The sequence below is a fragment of the Bradyrhizobium sp. RP6 genome (genome assembly GCF_003837805.1).
Lineage (GTDB): Bacteria > Pseudomonadota > Alphaproteobacteria > Rhizobiales > Xanthobacteraceae > Bradyrhizobium.
The window spans coordinates 91,723-108,559 of record NZ_RQIT01000025.1; the positions used below are offsets into that span (position 1 = coordinate 91,723).

The window sequence follows — 16,837 nt, forward strand, 5'->3', positions numbered from 1 at the left end:
AATCAGGACAGGGTGCGGGAGACGATCATGGGTTCACTGGCTTTATCACGGGCCGAAGTTCTGGATCAGCCCGCACCGTCCATTGCGGGCGAGGTGGCGCGGATCGCGCGCGAGCAGCTCGCGCCGCTCGCCGCCGGCATCGACGACGGTACGGTCTATCCGGCCGAGGTGCTGCGCAAGTTCGGTGCAGTCGGGGCGTGGGGCAGTCACGTGCCTCACGAAGGGCCTGCCGATCTGCGCTGCGCCATCCAGGCGATGGCCGCGATCGGGGAAGTCTGCGGGGCCACGGCCTTCATGGCCTGGTGCCAGGACACCCTGGTCTGGTACGCGGCGAACTCGACGAACCTGAAGCTCGCCAAACGCTTCGGCGATGCCTTCTCGACGGGGCGCGTGCTCGGCGGCACCGGGCTCTCCAACCCCATGAAGAGCTTCTTCGGCATCGAGAAATTGAAGCTGAAGGGACGCAAGGTCGAGGGCGGCTATATCGTGCGCGGCGCGCTGCCCTGGGTCTCCAATCTCGGTCCCGACCATTATTTCGGCACCATCTTCGAGCGAGAAGACGAGCCGGGCACTGCAAGTGGAGAGCCCGCCACCGTGATGTTCCTGGCCGACTGCTCGGACCCGGCGATCACGCTGACGCCGTGCAAGCCGTTCCTCGCCATGGACGGCACCGGCACCTATGGCGTGCAGTTCCGCGATGTCTTCGTGCCGGACGAGCTGATCCTGGCCGATCCCGCCGGGCCCTTCGTCAAGAAGATCCGCGCCGGCTTCATCCTGCTCCAGGCCGGCATGGCGCTCGGCCTCATCAAGGATTGCATCAACATCATGGACGAGGTCGATAGCCCCCTCGGCCATATCAACCGCTATCTGCCGCAGCAGCCGGTGCATTTCCGCGATCTCGCCGCCGAGCTCGAGGCCGAGACCATGGCGCTGGCGCGCGATCCCTACAACGAGGAGGAAACCTACTGGCGCAAGGTGATCGCGCTGCGGCTTCGCGCCGGCGAGGCCAGCGTCGCGGCGGCGCATGCGGCGATGCTGCATTGTGGCGCGCGCGGCTACCTGAAGAGCCACCGCGCGCAGCGGCGCATGCGCGAGGCCTACTTCGTCGCGATCGTCACGCCGGCCACCAAGCAGCTGCGCAAGATGCTCGCCGAGACCTGAGTTCTACGAGTCCACCTGAAGACCCCCAACCTCAACGGAGAGGCTGCCATGACTGACGTTCTGATCACTGCCGTCGAACTCGCCGATCTCTTGAAGACTGAGCCGTGTGTCGTCATCGACACCCGCAATCCCGACGCCTACGCCGCCGGCCATCTGCCCAATGCCGTCAACGTGCACGAGATTTTCACGTTCCTGGCGACCTCCACGCCCGAGGGCATGGCCGAGCTGAAGACCAAGTTCGCCGATGCGTTCGGCGGCGCCGGCCTTTCGGGCAAGGAGACGGCGGTGATCTACGAACAGTCGATGAACTCGGGCTTCGGCCAGTCCTGCCGCGGCTATTACCTGCTCACCATGCTCGGCTATCCCAAGGTGAAGGTGCTGCATGGCGGCTTCGATGCCTGGGCGGCCGCGGGCTTCCCGGTGACCAAGGACGTGCCGACACCGGCAAAGGCTTCGTTCGCGATCGTGCCTGAAGCGGGCGAGATCCTGATCGACGCCAAGACCATGCTGGGCGCCGTCGGCAAGCCCGGCATCGCCATCCTCGACGTGCGCGACGTCGACGAGTGGATCGGCGACAGCTCGTCTCCCTATGGGAAGGATTTCTGCCCGCGCAAGGGCCGCATCCCCGGCGCGGTGTGGCTGGAATGGTACCGCATGATGAAGCCGACGGCCGAGGGCCCGCGCTTCAAGTCCAAGGACGAGATCCTGGCGGAATGCGCCACCGTCGGCATCTCGCAGACCACGCCGGTCTACCTCTACTGCTTCAAGGGCGCGCGCGCCTCGAACACGTTCCTGGCGCTGAAGAATGCCGGCGTGAAGGACGTGCGGATGTATTTCGGCTCCTGGAACGAATGGTCGCGCGATCCGTCGCTGCCGATCGAGCAGGGATTGCCGATGGCAGCTGACGTGACGACCAAGGCGGCGTGAGTGCCAGCGGTCACACGGCCCGCGGACGAGGCGCAATCCCCAGCGCCTTGATCCGCGAGGCCAGCGTGGTCGGCTTGATATCGAGCATTTCGGCCGCGCCGCCGGGGCCAAAGACTTTTCCCGCGCAGGCCTCGAGTGCGGCGAGAATGTTGGCGCGCTCGTGGTCGCGCATCTCAGATGAGGTCATGACCACGGGGCGCGCATCGGCCTTCGGGCGTGCGGCGCCGGTCAGAACCTGCGCGCCGGAGCCGTCAGGCAGATCGATGCGCAGACGGCCGTTCTGGGACAGGATGGCAGCGCGTTCGATCACATTCTGCAATTCGCGAACATTGCCGGGCCAGTCGTAGCGGGTCAGTCGCCGCGCATCGCCCTCGGACAGACGCAGGTTCGACTTCAGCGCCTTGCCCTCGCGCGTCAGGAAGTGCTGGGCGAGCAACGGAATGTCCTCGCGCCGTTCGCGCAAGGGGACGGTCTCGATCGGGAACACGTTGAGGCGGAAATAGAGGTCCTCGCGGAAGCGGCCGCGCTGGACTTCCTGCTTGAGGTCGCGATTGGTCGCGGCGATGACACGGACGTCGACCGCGCGCGTGCGTGCCTCGCCCACGCGCTCGAAATGGCCTTCCTGCAACACGCGCAGCAGCTTGCCCTGGAGCTCGATCGGGATTTCGCCGACCTCGTCGAGAAACAGCGTGCCGCCGTCGGCCAATTCGAAGCGGCCGATGCGGTCCCGCATTGCGCCGGTGAAGGCGCCGCGGACATGGCCGAAGAACTCGCTCTCGAACAATTCGCGCGGGATCGCGGCGCAGTTGACACGGATCAGCGGCCGGTCGCTGCGGGTCGAGTCCTCGTGGATGGCACGCGCGATCAGCTCCTTGCCGGTGCCGGATTCGCCGGTGATCATCACCGCAGCCGTGGTCGGCGCCACCAGCTTGACCTGGCGCAGAGTCTTCTGAATCGCCTCGCTTCCGCCGATGATGCCGCGCGGATTGGTCTCGATGCGGATCTCCTCCTGCAGGTAGGCGTTTTCCAGCTCGAGGCGCTCGCGCAGACGGTCGACCTCGGCAAGCGCGGCGTGCAGCTTCTCGTCGGCCTCTCGGCGCTGGCTGACGTCGCGAAACACGACGACGGCGCCGACCACGACGCCGCGGTCGCGGATCGGTGTCGAGGTGTATTCGACCCAGGCCGGCGAGCCGTCCTTGCGCCAGAATACCTCGCCATCGACCTGATGCACGGCGCCGTCACGGAATGCGGCATAGATCGGGCAGTCGTGATCGGGGTAGTGGCGGCCGTCGTGGTGGGTGTGGTGCACGATCGGGTGGATCTCCTTGCCGACCAGCTCTTCGGCGGTCCAGCCGAGCATCCGCTCCGCCGCGGGATTCACGAAGGTGGTCTTTCCTTCCGCATTCACGCCATAGATGCCTTCGCCGGCGGCGCGCAAGATCAGCTGATTCTCGCGCTCGATGTCCTGAAAGACGCGTTCGACCCGCTGCCAGGTCGAGATGCCGCTGCGCATGTGATCTTCGGCGGCGGCATCGACATTTCGCCGGCGGCGCGCGTCGAGATCGGTCAGTGTGAGCAGCAGCAGCGTGCGGCCGTCATGCGGCAGCACGCAGCCTGCATATTCGAGCTGGAGATCTTGCCCCGTTGCGTGGCGGGGGGTCAGCGCCGTGGTCCAGTAGGCGCCCTTGTGCAGCACGGCCTGGGTGAAGGCGGTGAGGGCCGGAAGCTCGCCGGCGTGGAGCGTGCTGGGCCTCGTCTGCCGCAGCAGCGCGCGGTCATAGCCGAGAAGGGCGCAGGCGGCCGGATTGGCATCGACGATCTGGTCGCTGAAGGGATCGACCAGCAGTGTCGCCTCGACCGAGGATTCGAACGCTGCGACGCGCGGATCGATCGGGGGAGCCACATCATCGTGGACAGGCATTGGCGCCGTTGCCATTACGAAATCTCGTCATTGAGTTACGAAATCTCGTTTATCACGAATTCTCGTAGTCACCAAGATCGATGGAAAGTGCTGCGTCGTCAAGGCGCTGGCCGAACTGGCGGCCGTGGCATGCTCCTTGCGTAATTCTCCCTCGCAACGACGCGCAGGAGGGCCGATGTCCACGTTCGACAATCCGTTTGATCCCGACCGCAACCTTCGGGCCGGCTGTGCCTGTGGCCAGCACCGCTCCGCGGCAGAGCATGAGCAGGCGGCCACGGCGCTGCGTTGCGAGCCTGTCGAGAGCGAGGAGAAGCGCTACGAGGGTGTCGTCGCCTCTGCGGTGATGCGCGCGATGTTTCCGCAAGATATGGCGCGCCGCGCCTTCCTGAAATCGGTCGGCGCCTCGACCGCGCTCGCGGCGCTGTCGCAATTCTTCCCGATCAAGACGGCCACGGAGGTCTTTGCGCAGACGGGCGCACCCGAGAAGAAGGACCTCAAGGTCGGCTTCATCCCGATCACTTGCGCGACGCCGATCATCATGGCGGCGCCGATGGGATTCTATTCGAAGCATGGCCTCAATGTCGACGTGGTGAAGACCGCCGGCTGGGCCGTGATCCGCGACAAGACCATCAACAAGGAATACGACGCCGCGCACATGCTGGCGCCGATGCCGATCGCGATCTCGCTCGGCCTGGGTGCCAATGCCATTCCGTTCGCCGTTCCTGCGATCGAGAATATCAACGGGCAGGGCATCACGCTTGCGATGAAGCACAAGGACAAGCGCGACCCGAAAGACTGGAAGGGAATGAAGTTCGCCATTCCCTTCGACTATTCCATGCACAATTATCTGCTGCGCTACTATCTCGCCGAGCACGGCCTCGATCCCGATACCGACGTGCAGCTGCGCTCGGTGCCGCCGCCGGAAATGGTGGCGAACCTGCGTGCCGACAACATCGACGGCTTTCTCGCCCCCGACAACATCTGCCAGCGCGCGATCTATGACGGCGTCGGTTTCATGCACATATTGTCGAAGGAGATCTGGGACGGCCATCCCTGCTGCAGCTTCGCCGCCAGTCGCGAGTTCATCACGACGGCGCCGAACAGCTTCGCGGCGCTGACGCGCGCGATCGTCGATGCGACGGCCTACGCGTCGAAGGCCGAGAACCGCAAGCAGATCGCCGAGGCGATCGCGCCTGCGAACTACATCAACGCGCCGGTCACCGTGCTGGAGCAGGTCCTGACCGGCACCTATGCCGACGGCCTCGGCGGGGTGAAGACCGACGCAAAGCGGGTCGATTTCGATCCGTTCCCCTGGCAGTCCTTTGCAGTGTGGATGCTGACGCAGATGAAGCGCTGGGGCCAGATCAAGGGCGACGTCGACTACAAGGCGATCGCCGAGCAGGTCTACCTCGCCACCGACACCAAGAAGCTGATGACCGAGATGGGGCTGTCGCCGCCAGCAAGCGCGTACAAGTCCTTCGCGGTGATGGGCAAGACGTTCGATCCGGCCAAGCCGGAGGATTATGTTGCGAGCTTCAAGATCAGGAAGGCGTCGTGAGCGCGCCACTCTCTCCCTCGTCGTCCCGGCGAACGCCGGGACCCATACCGCGCGATCTATCGATTGTGTTCGGTAGGAGTACCGGACGACGAATCTTCGCCAAACTTCTCCCTGTGGTTATGGGTCCCGGCGTTCGCCGGGACGACGTGAGGAGAGATCACGCAAGATGAGCACCTCCCTCCGGCTCCGCGCCGGCCTCGTCTCCATCGTGCTGCTCGCGGCCTTTCTCGGCATCTGGCATCTCGCCACGCGCTCCGCTGCGCCGGTGACGACGATGAGCCCGGAATACGCCAAGCTGATGGGCCTGACCGCAACGCAGGGCAAATCCGCCATGCCCGGGCCGCTCGATGTCGGCGCCAAGCTCTGGGAGCACCTGAAGCGGCCGTTCTACGACAACGGGCCGAACGACAAGGGGCTCGGAATCCAGCTCGGCTATTCCATCGCGCGGGTCGGCACCGGCTATCTGCTGGCCGTGCTGGTCGCGATCCCGCTCGGTTTCCTGATCGGCATGTCGCCGCTGCTCAGCAAGGCGCTCGATCCCTTTATCCAGGTGCTCAAGCCGATCTCGCCTTTGGCCTGGATGCCGCTGGCGCTCTACACCATCAAGGATTCATCGATCTCGGCGATCTTCGTGATCTTCATCTGCTCGATCTGGCCGATGCTGCTCAACACGGTGTTCGGAGTGGCAAGCGTCCGCAAGGAATGGATCAACGTCGCGCGCACGCTGGAGGTCGGCACCGTCAGGCGCGCCTTCACCGTGATCTTGCCCGCGGCGGCGCCGACAATCCTGACCGGCATGCGCATCTCGATCGGCATCGCCTGGCTCGTGATCGTCGCCGCCGAGATGCTCGTCGGCGGCACCGGGATCGGCTATTTCGTCTGGAACGAGTGGAACAACCTCTCGATCACCAATGTCATCATCGCGATCCTCCTGATCGGGGTCGTCGGCATGCTGCTCGACCAGATCCTGGCGCGCTTCACGCGCATGGTCACGTTTCCGGAGTAGGGCAAGTGACCGACAAATTCGTTTCCATCGAGGGCATCGCCAAGCGTTATCCCGGCGCGGGCGGCGCGACGACAACCGTGTTCGAGAACCTGTGGCTGTCGATGGCGCGCGGCGAGTTTGCCTGCGTGATCGGCCATTCCGGCTGCGGCAAGACCACCGTGCTCAACATCCTCGCTGGCCTCGATGCGCCGAGCGAGGGTGCCGTCATCGTCGACGGCCAGGCGATCTCGGGCACCAGCCTCGACCGCGCCGTGATCTTCCAGAGCCATGCGCTGCTGCCCTGGCGCACCGTGCTCGGCAACGTCGCCTATGCCGTCAGCTCGAAATGGCGGCGCTGGGATCGCGCCAAGGTGAGGGCGCATGCGCAAGAATTCATCGATCTCGTCGGTCTCTCCGGCTCCGAGCACAAGCGTCCCTCGGAGCTGTCGGGCGGCATGAAGCAGCGCGTCGGCATCGCGCGGGCGCTGTCGATCACGCCGAAGATGATGCTGATGGACGAGCCGTTCTCGGCGCTGGATGCGCTGACGCGCGGCACGTTGCAGGACGAGGTCCGCCGCATCTGCCTGGAGACCGGGCAGACCGCGTTCATGATCACCCATGACGTCGACGAGGCAATCTACCTCGCCGACAAGATCTTTCTGATGACCAACGGTCCCGGCGCGGTGCTGGCCGAGGTGGTCGAGAACCCGCTGCCGCGGGACCGCGGCCGCACCGATCTGCACCGCCATCCGCTCTACTACGCCTTGCGCAACCACATCATCGATTTCCTGGTGACGCGCAGCAAGACCTTCACGACCGAAACGCCCGGCCACGATCCGCGCAATGTGCCGCTGGTGCAGATCGGCAAGCCGGGACTGACGGTCGCGGCTGCCAGCGATGAGCCACGGCAAACGTGGATGCCCGGGAGCAGTCCCGGATTAAGTGCCTAACCAAGGAGACCTCCAAATGAAACGCGAAGACCTCACTGAAAAGCTGCTCGACATCAAGCGCGAGAAGGGGTGGAGCTGGAAGCACATCTGCGAAAAGATCGGCGGCTATTCCGAAGTGCTGATCGTCGGCGCCATCCTCGGCCAGATGAAATTGACGAAGCCGCAGGCCGCCAATGCCGGCGAGCTGTTCGGCCTGTCGAAGTCGGAAGTTGCGATGCTGAACGAGACGCCGATGCGCGGCATGCCGATGCCGCCGACCGACCCTCTGATCTACCGCTTCTACGAGCTGGTGATGGTCAACGGCCCCGCATGGAAGGCGCTGATCGAGGAGGAGTACGGCGACGGCATCATGTCGGCGATCGATTTCGACATGGTGATGGAACGCCTGCCGAACCCGAAGGGCGACCGGGTCAAGATCACCATGAGCGGCAAATTCCTGCCGTACAAATATTACGGCGCCAGCGGCAACGTGCCGGAATACGGCTTCAAGGAGGAGTGATTTAGTTTTCCGTCATTCCGGACGCCGCGGCAGCGGCGATCCGGAATCTCGAGATTCTCAGGTGCGCAATTGCGCACCGCAGTTCGGTCCTACGGACCGCCCCGGAATGACATTCGCGTCACTTCCCCGCCTTCACCTCGGCGGCGGCGACCGCGAGCAGTTCGCTCATCTTGGCGCGAATCGCCTGCTCGGTGACGGCGACGTTCTTGGCGGCGAAATCAGCCGTCAGCTTGCGCAGGACGTCGGCATCGCCGGCCTCCTCGAAATCCGACGCGACCACCTCCTTGGCATAGGCGGTGGCTGCGTCACCGGTGATGCCGAGCTTTTCGGCCGCCCACAGGCCGAGCAGCCGGTTACGGCGGGCCTCCGCCTTGAACTTCTGCTCCTCGTCGAGGGCGAACTTCTTCTCGAAACCTTCCTGGCGCTTGTCGAACTCGCTCATGCCTTGTTCCAAATCTCCTGCTGAATGCGCGGGAGCCTTCCGTTGCGGCGCCCCGGCTGCATGCCTACATAGATAGCACGAATCGGCAAAACAACGGGCCGTTAAGCCGCAGGCAAGATGGTATAAGTTGGCGCCGGACGGCCGGATCGATTGTGCTGGGACAGCCAATCGGATAGGTTGCCTAAAGGCTTGGTTCCCGTTCTGTTTCCTAGGGTTTATAGATGGGTTCCCAGCCGTTCACGGCAGCTCCGCTGTGGGTCGTAATCCTAGTCAACCGGAGCACACCAAATTCATGGATTTCAACAAAACACGGTACATCCCAATGAGCCGTCGGCGTCGCATTTATGAAGGCAAGGCAAAGGTTCTTTACGAAGGTCCTGAGCCCGGTACCCTGATCCAGCACTTCAAGGACGACGCCACCGCGTTCAATGCGAAAAAGCATCAGGTGATCGAGGGCAAGGGTGTCCTCAACAACCGGATCTCGGAGTACCTGTTTCAGCACCTCAACGACATCGGGGTGCCGACCCATTTCATCCGCCGGCTCAACATGCGCGAGCAGTTGATTCGCGAGGTGGAGATCGTGCCGCTCGAGGTGGTGGTGCGGAACGTCGCCGCCGGCTCGCTGTCGCAGCGTCTGGGCATCGAGGAGGGCACGCAGTTGCCCCGTTCGATCATCGAATTCTACTACAAGAACGACCAGCTCAACGACCCGATGGTGTCGGAAGAGCACATCACCGCCTTCGGCTGGGCGACGCCGCAGGAGATCGACGACATCATGGCGCTCGCCATCCGCGTCAACGATTTCCTCACCGGCCTCTTCCTCGGCATCGGCATCCGTCTCGTCGACTTCAAGATGGAGTGCGGGCGCCTGTTCGAGAACGAGATGATGCGCATCATCGTCGCCGACGAGATCTCGCCGGATAGCTGTCGTCTGTGGGACATCAAGTCGAACGAGAAGCTCGACAAAGATCGCTTCCGCAGGGATCTCGGCGGGCTGCTCGAGGCCTATACCGAAGTCGCAAAGCGGCTCGGCATCCTTATGGAGAACGAGCGTCCGCAGGGCTCCGGCCCGGTGCTGGTGAAGAGCTGAGAGAGGTTTTTGACGTGAAGGCACGTGTCACCGTTACCTTGAAGACGGGTATCCTCGATCCGCAAGGCAAGGCCATCGAAGGCGCGCTGAAGTCGCTCGGCGTCGACGGCGTCGCCAGCGTCCGCCAGGGCAAGGTGTTCGACATCGAGCTCGCCGGCGCGGACAAGGCCAAGGCGGAGGCGGCTCTGAAGGAAGCCGCCGACAAGCTGCTGGCGAATACAGTGATCGAGAATTATCGGGTGGAACTACTCGGGTGAGCAGGATGGCTCACAGCCATCCGACGCTGCGAAAACGCCAGTACAGGGAGCCGCATGCCGTCAGCATCACGCCGAGCAGCTAGTAGCCGTACTCCCATTCCAGCTCCGGCATGTGCTTGAAGTTCATGCCGCAGATGCCGGCGAGCGCGGTCGGGATCGCGATGATCGCGAGCCACGAGGCGAGCTTCTTGGACACCGCCGTCTCCTGGGCCTGGCCGACCAGCAGGCTGGCCTCGAAGGCGAAAGCCAGCACCTCCCGCATGGAATCGATGCGCTCCTGGATGTTCCTGACGTGGTCGGTGACGTCGCGGAACAGCGGCTGCATGGCCTGCCGCACCATCGACAGCTCGTCATGCTCCAGGCGGCGGCAGACCTCCACCAGCGGGCCGATCGCGGTCCTGAGCCGCAAGAGGTCGCGGCGCAGCATGTAGAGCCGCTCGATCTGCGCCTTGCTGAGGGGCTTGGAGAGCACGTCGTCCTCGATGCCCTCGACCTCCTCGTGAATGCTCTCGAGCACGGGCGAGTAATTGTCGACGATGAAATCGAGGATGGCGTAGAGGATGTAGTCCTCGCCGCGCGCGAGCGCCCGCGGGCAGCTCTCGCAGCGTTCGCGCACCGGTGTGTAGGACGTCGAGGCGCCGTGGCGCACCGAGACCAGATAGCCTTCGCCCACGAAGATGTGCGTCTCGCCGAAGGCGATCCGGCCCTCGATCAGTTGCGCGGTGCGCGCCACGATGAACAGGGCCTCGCCATATTGCTCGATCTTGGGCCGCTGATGGGCGTGGTTGGCGTCCTCGATCGCGAGCTCGTGCAGGTCGAACTGCTTCTGGACCGCGCCGAGCAGAGTCATGTCCGGCTCGTGCAGGCCGATCCAGACCACGTGGCCGGGCTTGGCCCGCCAGCTCGAGGCTTCACCGATGGCGATATTGGCGACGCGCCGGCCGTCGACATAGGCGCCGGCGGCGACGACGCCCTCAGTGGGCACCGGTTCGGCAGGGGATGCGGGCAGCGACGGGACGTTCATGGCTTCAATCCCGGGCAAAGCGGCCGGCCAAACGGCATGCGAGATGGCCTGTGTACAAGGCGCTTCCCCGAGGCTAGCACTGGTAAAATCCCCGTCAAATGGTTATGTCTCTTCGCGAATTGGCCCCGTGGGCCAGCCCTGATTCCCGCGCACCGTCGGAACCTCTGCCATGAAAGCCGCCATCCTCGTCTTTCCCGGAATCAACCGTGAGCGCGATATGGCGCGTGCCTTGAGGCTGATCTCGGGCAGCGAGCCCGCGATGATCTGGCACGCCGAGACGTCGCTGCCGGCGGGCACGGATCTCGTGGTGGTGCCGGGCGGCTTCTCCTACGGGGATTATCTGCGCTGCGGCGCGATCGCGGCGCGGGCCCCGGTGATGGACGCGGTGCGCGACTATGCGGCCAAGGGCGGGCTCGTGCTCGGCGTCTGCAACGGTTTTCAGATCCTCTGTGAATCCGGCCTGCTGCCGGGCGTCCTGATGCGCAATGCGCGGCTGAAGTTCATCTGCAAGGACGTGCATCTGCGCGTCGAGCGCTCTGACACCCCGTTCACCCGCGGCTACAATGCCGGACAGGTGATCCGCGTGCCCGTCGCGCACGGCGAGGGCAATTACGAGGCGGACGAAGAAACCATCAAGCGGCTCGAAGGCGAGGGGCGGGTGCTCTACCGCTACTGCTCCGCGGACGGGGTGGTCGACGAGGCCGCCAACATCAATGGCGCGGCGCATTCCATCGCCGGCATCGTCAACGACAAGGGCAACGTGCTCGGCATGATGCCCCATCCGGAAAACCACGTCGAAGACATCATGGGCTGCACCGACGGCCGCGGCCTGTTCGCCGGCCTCGTCCAGCATCTGGAAAAAGCCGCGTGATCCTGCTGGCGTTGAAGCGGACGCTCGCCGCGATGGCGGCGGTGTCGTTCGCGACCGCTGCGTTCGCCCAGGATTTCCCAAAACGTCCGATCATCATGATCGTGCCGTTCGCGGCCGGTGGCACCTCGGACGTGATCGCACGCGCGGTCGCCGAGCAAATGGGCATCGCGCTTGGCCAGACCATCGTGATCGAGAACGTTGCCGGCGCCGGCGGCTCGACCGCGCTGGCGCGCGCCTCTCGCGCCGAGCCCGACGGTTACACCATCGCGATAGGCAATGCCGGCACCAATGCCGCGACCTACACGATCTATCCAAAACTGCCGTTCACTCCGGACTCGTTCGTGCCGATCGCCATGGTGGCGAAGACGTTCGGCATCGTCGCGCTGCGCAAGGACTTTCCTGCGAAGGACCTCAAGGAGTTCATCGCCTACGCCCACGCCAATCCGGGCAAGATCAATCTCGGCCATGCCGGCGTCGGCTCCTCGAATTATCTGATCTGTAAAAGCTTCGTCACGTCAGCCGGGATCGACGCGACGCTGATCGGCTATCGTGGCGCCGCGCCTGCGCTGACCGACGCGGTCGGTGGCCAGATCGACGGCGTCTGCGACGCGGCCGCCTCAGTCTCGCAGTCGATCAACGAGAAGCTGGTGAAGGGCCTCGTGGTCGGCTCGACCGTTCGGCTCGCCACGCTGCCGGATCTGCCGACCTCCGCGGAAGCGGGTCTGCCCGAGTTCGAGGCGCAGGGCTGGAACGGCTTGTTCGCGCCCAAGGGCACGCCGCCGGCCGTGATCGCCAAGCTGAACGCGGCGGCGCGCACGGCCGTCGAGACCGAGGCGGTGAAAAAGCGCTTCGCGGATCTGTCGACCGTCGCGCCCGAGACCAATGAGCATGCGCCGGAACTGCTGCAACAGCTGGTGACGCGCGACGTCGAAAAATACCGGAAGATGCTGGCGGACGACGCCAGCAAATAGCGGCGCTCCTTCCGTCCATAATCATTCATTTTTCGCAGGCGCCGCGGCTGCCGTGGTGCATTGACGGGGTCTGACCAGGAATCCGGTCGATCACGGTTGTCGGATCCGCTGTGCACAAAAGTGGTCGCAATCTGTGTGTACATTCGTGGCGGCTGAGGAGGTGAACCGCTCGACATATGGAAACATCCTGATGCACTTCGGCTCTGCCTGGCGTTGGAAGTTCTCTCACGCCGTCAATCATCACGCCGTCAATCATCACGCCGTCAATGACGTTTTCGGACTGACCGAGGATCAGGCGCAAGCCGAACAGGTCACGACTGGTATCCTGTCGCTGGACGTCCTCGCAAATGATCGCGCGAGCCATGCCGCAAGGCTCTATTCGATCGAAGGCGGCGGCGGCTGGCGGTTCGATCGGGCGCTTTTGGCAAAGGACGTTGGTCCCGACGGGACCTCGCCTTGGGAAATCACCGATAACGGCAATCTGATCCGTATCGATCACGGCCAGATCGAACTCGATCTCGGCCATTCGCTGTCCGCGCTCGGGGCGACCGATTTCAACTCCATGGCGGCCGGGGACGTCATCGACGACGATTTCGTGTACGCGATCCGGTTGGGATACGGCAGGTTGAGTGAGGCTCATGTCCACGTCCATATCGACGGCGTCAACGATGCGGCCACGATCAGTGGCACGTCGACCGGAACGGTGACGGAGGACGGCGCCGACCAGACCGCACGTGGCGCGCTGACCGTCACCGACCCCGATCACGGTCAGAGTGAGTTCCAGGTGCCTGCTTCGTTGGTAGGCACCTATGGGACCTTCGCGTTCGACCCAGCGACCGGCGTCTGGGGCTATACGCTCGACAACGGCGCGGCCAATGTCCAGGCATTGACCGCCAATGATGTCAGGCACGACCACCTGACGGTCACCTCTGCGGACGGCACCGCACATCAAGTCATCGACGTGACCATCCATGGCGCCGACGAAGCCAGGCGCCTCGACATTGTGGTGGGAGCGGAGTTCACGGACATTGTGGCGGACCCGGGCTCCCTTGCCGTCGTGTTGCACGATGACGCCGGCGGCTTTCAGACCCCGGCCCTCTATCACAACGGGACAAGCTATTATAACGGCACGCTCGAATACACGACTGCTATCGGAATCGCCGATCTCGATGGTGACGGCGTATCCGATATTGTGACCACTGCCCTTGCCGGCCTCGGCACCAACTCGAGCGCCAGCGTCGGGGTGCTGCTCGGGCACGGCGACGGGACCTTCGGCCCGGGATCCGCCTATCATGATGGCACGTCGTGGGGGCCGAACCACGAATACACGTTCGCGCTCGATATCGCCGACTTCAACGGAGACGGTGTGCCCGACATCGCGACCGCAGGGGTGAGCCTTGAATCGTCCGACGGCAGCCTGGGTGTGCTCCTTGGAAACGGCGACGGCACCTTCCAGGACGGCAAGCCCTATAGCACCGGGACCGTCTACGCCTCGCGGTCGCAGATCACCTACGCGCTGGCGAGCGGCGATTTCAATGGAGACGGCAAGCTCGACATCGTGACCGTCGGCGCGGCAGGGTCGTCGACGGAGGACAACGCGACCGAAAGCGTCGGCATGCTGCTCGGGAACGGCGACGGCAGTTTTGGGAAGGCCACGATCTATTCGACGGGAAACATCGTCGTCGAGCACGAAATGACCGAAGCGGTAACGGTCGGCGCGGTCAACGGCGACGGCAGGCTCGATGTCGTCACCGGGGGATTTGACGACAACAACCTCGCGCCGGGCAAGACACCCCACTCCATGGCCGTGCTGCTGGGTAACGGCGACGGCACTTTACAAGCGGCAATGCCGCTCTCCAGTGGTATTCCGTTGAATTCAATTGCCTATCAGTCGGAGGAAACCACCGACCTGATCCTGGCCGACCTGAATGGCGATGGCAAGCTCGACATCGTCGGCGCGACGCACGACGTGAATAGCAGCGTCTTCACCATGCTGGGCAACGGTGACGGTACGTTCCAGCCGCAGTCCAATTGGTCCAACGGTGCTTCACCGAACGGCGATCAAACAACTATTTCGATAGCGGTCGGTGACATCAATGGCGACGGCCGCCTCGATATCGCCGCGCTCGACAATGGCGGTTCTGCCGGCGTGCTCTATGGAAACGGCAACGGAAGCTTTCAACCAGCCCAGATCGTGCAGACGGGGATTCACGACGCTCTCGCCATCCAGCTGGGCTATCTCGTATCGGCTTGATCGAGGCCAGTTGAGCAACTGCGGCCCGTAACCTCTCCCGCAAGCGCAAGCGGGAGAGGGAGCATCTTTCGCTACCGCCACTTCAACTTTTCCGCCGGCACCGTCATCGCCGCAACGCCCGCCATGACCAGCAATAGTCCGAGCGCGAGGTTCGACGGCACGCTCTCGCCGAGCAGCAGCACGGACAGGCCGACGCCGATCGGGATGCGCAAATAGCCTTGCGCGTTCGTCGTCAGTGTGCCGAGCCGTCCGAGGCAGACGTAGAACAACATCAATCCCAAGGCGCTGGAGACGATGCCCATGACGACGGTGGCGACGATCGCCGTCGGCGTCGGCTGCAGCGTCCAGGGCTGGTCGATGAGCAGCGAGGGCGGCAGCAGCACAAGGCCGCCGAACAGCAGCGAGCCGGCCGCCACCACCATGGGATCGTATTCGGACAGGCGGAGGCCGAAGATCGTCGCGCAGGCAAAGGAGATGGTGGCGAGCAGGATTGCGATCTCGGCCACGATCTCGCTGCCGAAGCCGCGCAGCGCATCGAGGCCGACGATGGCGATGGTTCCGGCAAGGCCGAGGATCGCACCGGCGAGCTTGAGCAGCGTCGCCGGCTCGTGCCGCGTGATCAGCGAGGTGATCAGGAAGGCGAAGATCGGCGTCGTCGAGGCCAGCACCACCGTGTTCGACGCCGGCACATATTGCTGCGACCAGGTGATGATCAGAAAAGGAAACGTCGAGTTGATCAATTGCTGGGTCGCGAACAGCTTCCAGGCCTTCGCATCGGTCGGGATCCTGACGCCGCGCATCCACAGGATCGCGAACAGGAAGGCGGCCGCGATCAGCGAGCGCGCCGAGATGAAGGTGATGGGTGGGATCGTATCCAGCGCCAGCTTCGCCAGCGGATAGGTGGAGCTCCAGCAGCAGGCCAGTGCCAACAGCAGGGCGTAGTCGCGCCAGCTGCGCGCGCCGGTGGCGGGCATGGACGGCAACGGCGTTGATGCGGATGCCGCCGCGCGACCCGCCTGCGATGTGCTCTGCGGCACCTTGTTCCTGCTCCCCGGCGCGAACGCGCTTGCCGGGAAGTCTGGGCGAGGGCGCGCGAAAAGGGAAGCCGCAGAGCTATGCGTTTGGCTGGGGGAGCGACTTCCGCTTCATCCGCTTGATCGTGCCGGAAAAGGTCAGCAACAGCCGCTCGCCGGACGTCATCTTGCCGCGCAGGAAGATCAGCGAACCGCCGGCGCGGCTGACCTCGCCGGTGCATTCGATCAGCTCGCCCTCGCGTGCCGCGTCGAGGAATTCGCAGGCGAAGTTGGTCGTCACCGCCCGGCTGTCCAGGACATGGGTGGCGATCGCAAACAGGGAGTAGTCGGCAAACGCCATGAAGCAGCCGCCATGGACGTTGCCGGAGCCGTTGAGGTGCTTTTTCTCGACCCGGAACGCGCAGCTGACGCTGCCGTCCGCCTCGATCCGGTGCCAGAAGGGGCCGACATGGGACTCGAAACTGTCGCGAATCCAGGTCCGCCAGCCGACAAATTCGCCCTCGGTGGCGACATGGAGGTCGGGGCGGCGGGGCGGGGGTGTCTTGGTCAATTCGTGCAAGGAAATGGGCCTTCAATTGCGGGTGTTGAGCCCTTAAATCCGATCCATCCGCGACGTGCAATTCCTGTTCCCGCGGGGCCCCCGGCGCAAAACGTGGGACAGCGGGAAAATGCGCCATAAAGGGCTTTTCGTGAGCCCCCGATGTTCCTAAGAACGGTCTCGAATCCAAGGGAAAAGCATCTTCCGATGTCTGGCGTTGCGCTCACCACGTGCTCCGCTCTGCTCTCTCCCCCCTTGTGGGGGAGAGCTGGAGAGGGGGGTAGCCGCGGGCACCGGCCGTGGGGCTTACCCCCCCCCCCCACCCCCCCCCCCCCCCCCCCCCCCCCCCCCCCCC

General features: G+C 64.3%; 15 protein-coding genes and 1 pseudogene. 11 read left to right on the plus strand and 5 right to left on the minus strand.

Features of this window, described 5'->3' with window-relative positions:
* Positions 1-27: 27 nt before the first annotated feature.
* Positions 28-1,161, plus strand: a complete 1,134-nt coding sequence (locus tag EHH60_RS31275) for an acyl-CoA dehydrogenase family protein (RefSeq protein WP_199752259.1) — start codon at positions 28-30, stop codon at positions 1,159-1,161.
* 48 nt (positions 1,162-1,209) lie between these two features.
* Positions 1,210-2,088, plus strand: a complete 879-nt coding sequence (locus EHH60_RS31280; protein WP_124163196.1) for a sulfurtransferase — start codon at positions 1,210-1,212, stop codon at positions 2,086-2,088.
* Between the two features lie 10 nt (positions 2,089-2,098).
* Here EHH60_RS31280 and EHH60_RS31285 read toward each other — a convergent pair whose 3' ends face one another.
* Positions 2,099-4,024 carry a sigma 54-interacting transcriptional regulator gene (locus EHH60_RS31285; RefSeq protein ID WP_124163197.1) on the minus strand — a complete coding sequence of 642 codons (1,926 nt, stop codon included), beginning with the start codon at positions 4,022-4,024 and terminating at the stop codon, positions 2,099-2,101.
* 160 nt (positions 4,025-4,184) lie between these two features.
* On the opposite strand from EHH60_RS31285, the gene EHH60_RS31290 reads away from it, so the two are divergent.
* The 4 genes from EHH60_RS31290 (at position 4,185) to cynS (ending at position 8,001) form a co-directional block, all read left to right on the plus strand.
* A complete protein-coding gene (locus EHH60_RS31290; RefSeq protein WP_124163198.1) occupies positions 4,185-5,567 on the plus strand; it encodes a CmpA/NrtA family ABC transporter substrate-binding protein in 1,383 nt (460 codons plus the stop codon).
* Positions 5,568-5,733: 166 nt separating this feature from the next.
* The gene (gene ntrB / locus EHH60_RS31300) at positions 5,734-6,573 is read left to right on the plus strand and encodes a nitrate ABC transporter permease (RefSeq protein WP_124163199.1); all 840 of its coding nucleotides are present in this window, start codon (positions 5,734-5,736) and stop codon (positions 6,571-6,573) included.
* Positions 6,574-6,578: 5 nt separating this feature from the next.
* Positions 6,579-7,502 (plus strand): ABC transporter ATP-binding protein, encoded by a 924-nt coding sequence (locus EHH60_RS31305; protein ID WP_124163200.1) that lies wholly within the window; start codon positions 6,579-6,581, stop codon positions 7,500-7,502.
* Positions 7,503-7,518: 16 nt separating this feature from the next.
* Positions 7,519-8,001, plus strand: coding sequence for a cyanase (gene cynS, locus EHH60_RS31310; protein WP_124163201.1), 483 nt, complete (start codon positions 7,519-7,521; stop codon positions 7,999-8,001).
* A 118-nt stretch (positions 8,002-8,119) separates the two neighbouring features.
* Here cynS and EHH60_RS31315 read toward each other — a convergent pair whose 3' ends face one another.
* The gene (locus EHH60_RS31315) at positions 8,120-8,443 is read right to left on the minus strand and encodes a DUF1476 domain-containing protein (RefSeq protein WP_124163202.1); all 324 of its coding nucleotides are present in this window, start codon (positions 8,441-8,443) and stop codon (positions 8,120-8,122) included.
* 322 nt (positions 8,444-8,765) lie between these two features.
* Here EHH60_RS31315 and purC point away from each other — a divergent pair, with 322 nt between their 5' ends.
* Both purC and purS read left to right on the plus strand, forming a co-directional pair.
* Positions 8,766-9,533 carry a phosphoribosylaminoimidazolesuccinocarboxamide synthase gene (gene purC / locus EHH60_RS31320; protein WP_173015815.1) on the plus strand — a complete coding sequence of 256 codons (768 nt, stop codon included), beginning with the start codon at positions 8,766-8,768 and terminating at the stop codon, positions 9,531-9,533.
* Between the two features lie 14 nt (positions 9,534-9,547).
* Positions 9,548-9,790: a phosphoribosylformylglycinamidine synthase subunit PurS gene (gene purS, locus EHH60_RS31325; protein ID WP_025037302.1), complete on the plus strand. Its 243-nt coding sequence runs from the start codon at positions 9,548-9,550 to the stop codon at positions 9,788-9,790.
* Between the two features lie 10 nt (positions 9,791-9,800).
* On the opposite strand, the pseudogene EHH60_RS31330 reads toward purS, so the two are convergent.
* Positions 9,801-10,814, minus strand: a pseudogene (locus tag EHH60_RS31330) (magnesium and cobalt transport protein CorA).
* 169 nt (positions 10,815-10,983) lie between these two features.
* Between EHH60_RS31330 and purQ the strand changes: the two are divergent.
* The 3 genes from purQ (at position 10,984) to EHH60_RS31345 (ending at position 14,910) form a co-directional block, all read left to right on the plus strand.
* Entirely contained in the window at positions 10,984-11,685 is a 702-nt protein-coding gene (gene purQ / locus EHH60_RS31335; protein ID WP_124163203.1) for a phosphoribosylformylglycinamidine synthase subunit PurQ, read from the plus strand.
* Positions 11,682-12,656: a tripartite tricarboxylate transporter substrate binding protein BugD gene (locus tag EHH60_RS31340; protein ID WP_199752261.1), complete on the plus strand. Its 975-nt coding sequence runs from the start codon at positions 11,682-11,684 to the stop codon at positions 12,654-12,656. The genes purQ and EHH60_RS31340 overlap by 4 nt, the downstream gene beginning before the upstream one ends.
* Before the next feature lie 190 nt (positions 12,657-12,846).
* The gene (locus tag EHH60_RS31345; RefSeq protein WP_124163204.1) at positions 12,847-14,910 is read left to right on the plus strand and encodes an FG-GAP-like repeat-containing protein; all 2,064 of its coding nucleotides are present in this window, start codon (positions 12,847-12,849) and stop codon (positions 14,908-14,910) included.
* 71 nt (positions 14,911-14,981) lie between these two features.
* Here the strand turns inward: EHH60_RS31345 and EHH60_RS31350 are convergent, their stop codons facing one another.
* Together EHH60_RS31350 and EHH60_RS31355 are read right to left on the minus strand one after the other, a co-directional pair.
* Positions 14,982-15,947 (minus strand): DMT family transporter, encoded by a 966-nt coding sequence (locus tag EHH60_RS31350; RefSeq protein ID WP_124163205.1) that lies wholly within the window; start codon positions 15,945-15,947, stop codon positions 14,982-14,984.
* 76 nt (positions 15,948-16,023) lie between these two features.
* Positions 16,024-16,503, minus strand: a complete 480-nt coding sequence (locus EHH60_RS31355; RefSeq protein ID WP_199752263.1) for a PaaI family thioesterase — start codon at positions 16,501-16,503, stop codon at positions 16,024-16,026.
* Between the last annotated feature and the right edge of the window lie 334 nt (positions 16,504-16,837).

Bases quoted from the DNA above. Each gene is read 5' to 3' on its own strand.
- purQ (WP_124163203.1), top strand. From the start codon at position 10,984: ATGAAAGCCGCCATCCTCGTCTTTCCCGGAATCAACCGTGAGCGCGAT.
- purC (WP_173015815.1), top strand. From the start codon at position 8,766: ATGAGCCGTCGGCGTCGCATTTATGAAGGCAAGGCAAAGGTTCTTTAC.
- EHH60_RS31345 (WP_124163204.1), top strand. From the start codon at position 12,847: ATGCACTTCGGCTCTGCCTGGCGTTGGAAGTTCTCTCACGCCGTCAAT.
- EHH60_RS31275 (WP_199752259.1), top strand. From the start codon at position 28: ATGGGTTCACTGGCTTTATCACGGGCCGAAGTTCTGGATCAGCCCGCA.
- EHH60_RS31290 (WP_124163198.1), top strand. From the start codon at position 4,185: ATGTCCACGTTCGACAATCCGTTTGATCCCGACCGCAACCTTCGGGCC.
- ntrB (WP_124163199.1), top strand. From the start codon at position 5,734: ATGAGCACCTCCCTCCGGCTCCGCGCCGGCCTCGTCTCCATCGTGCTG.
- cynS (WP_124163201.1), top strand. From the start codon at position 7,519: ATGAAACGCGAAGACCTCACTGAAAAGCTGCTCGACATCAAGCGCGAG.
- EHH60_RS31285 (WP_124163197.1), bottom strand. From the start codon at position 4,024: ATGGCAACGGCGCCAATGCCTGTCCACGATGATGTGGCTCCCCCGATC.
- EHH60_RS31280 (WP_124163196.1), top strand. From the start codon at position 1,210: ATGACTGACGTTCTGATCACTGCCGTCGAACTCGCCGATCTCTTGAAG.
- EHH60_RS31315 (WP_124163202.1), bottom strand. From the start codon at position 8,443: ATGAGCGAGTTCGACAAGCGCCAGGAAGGTTTCGAGAAGAAGTTCGCC.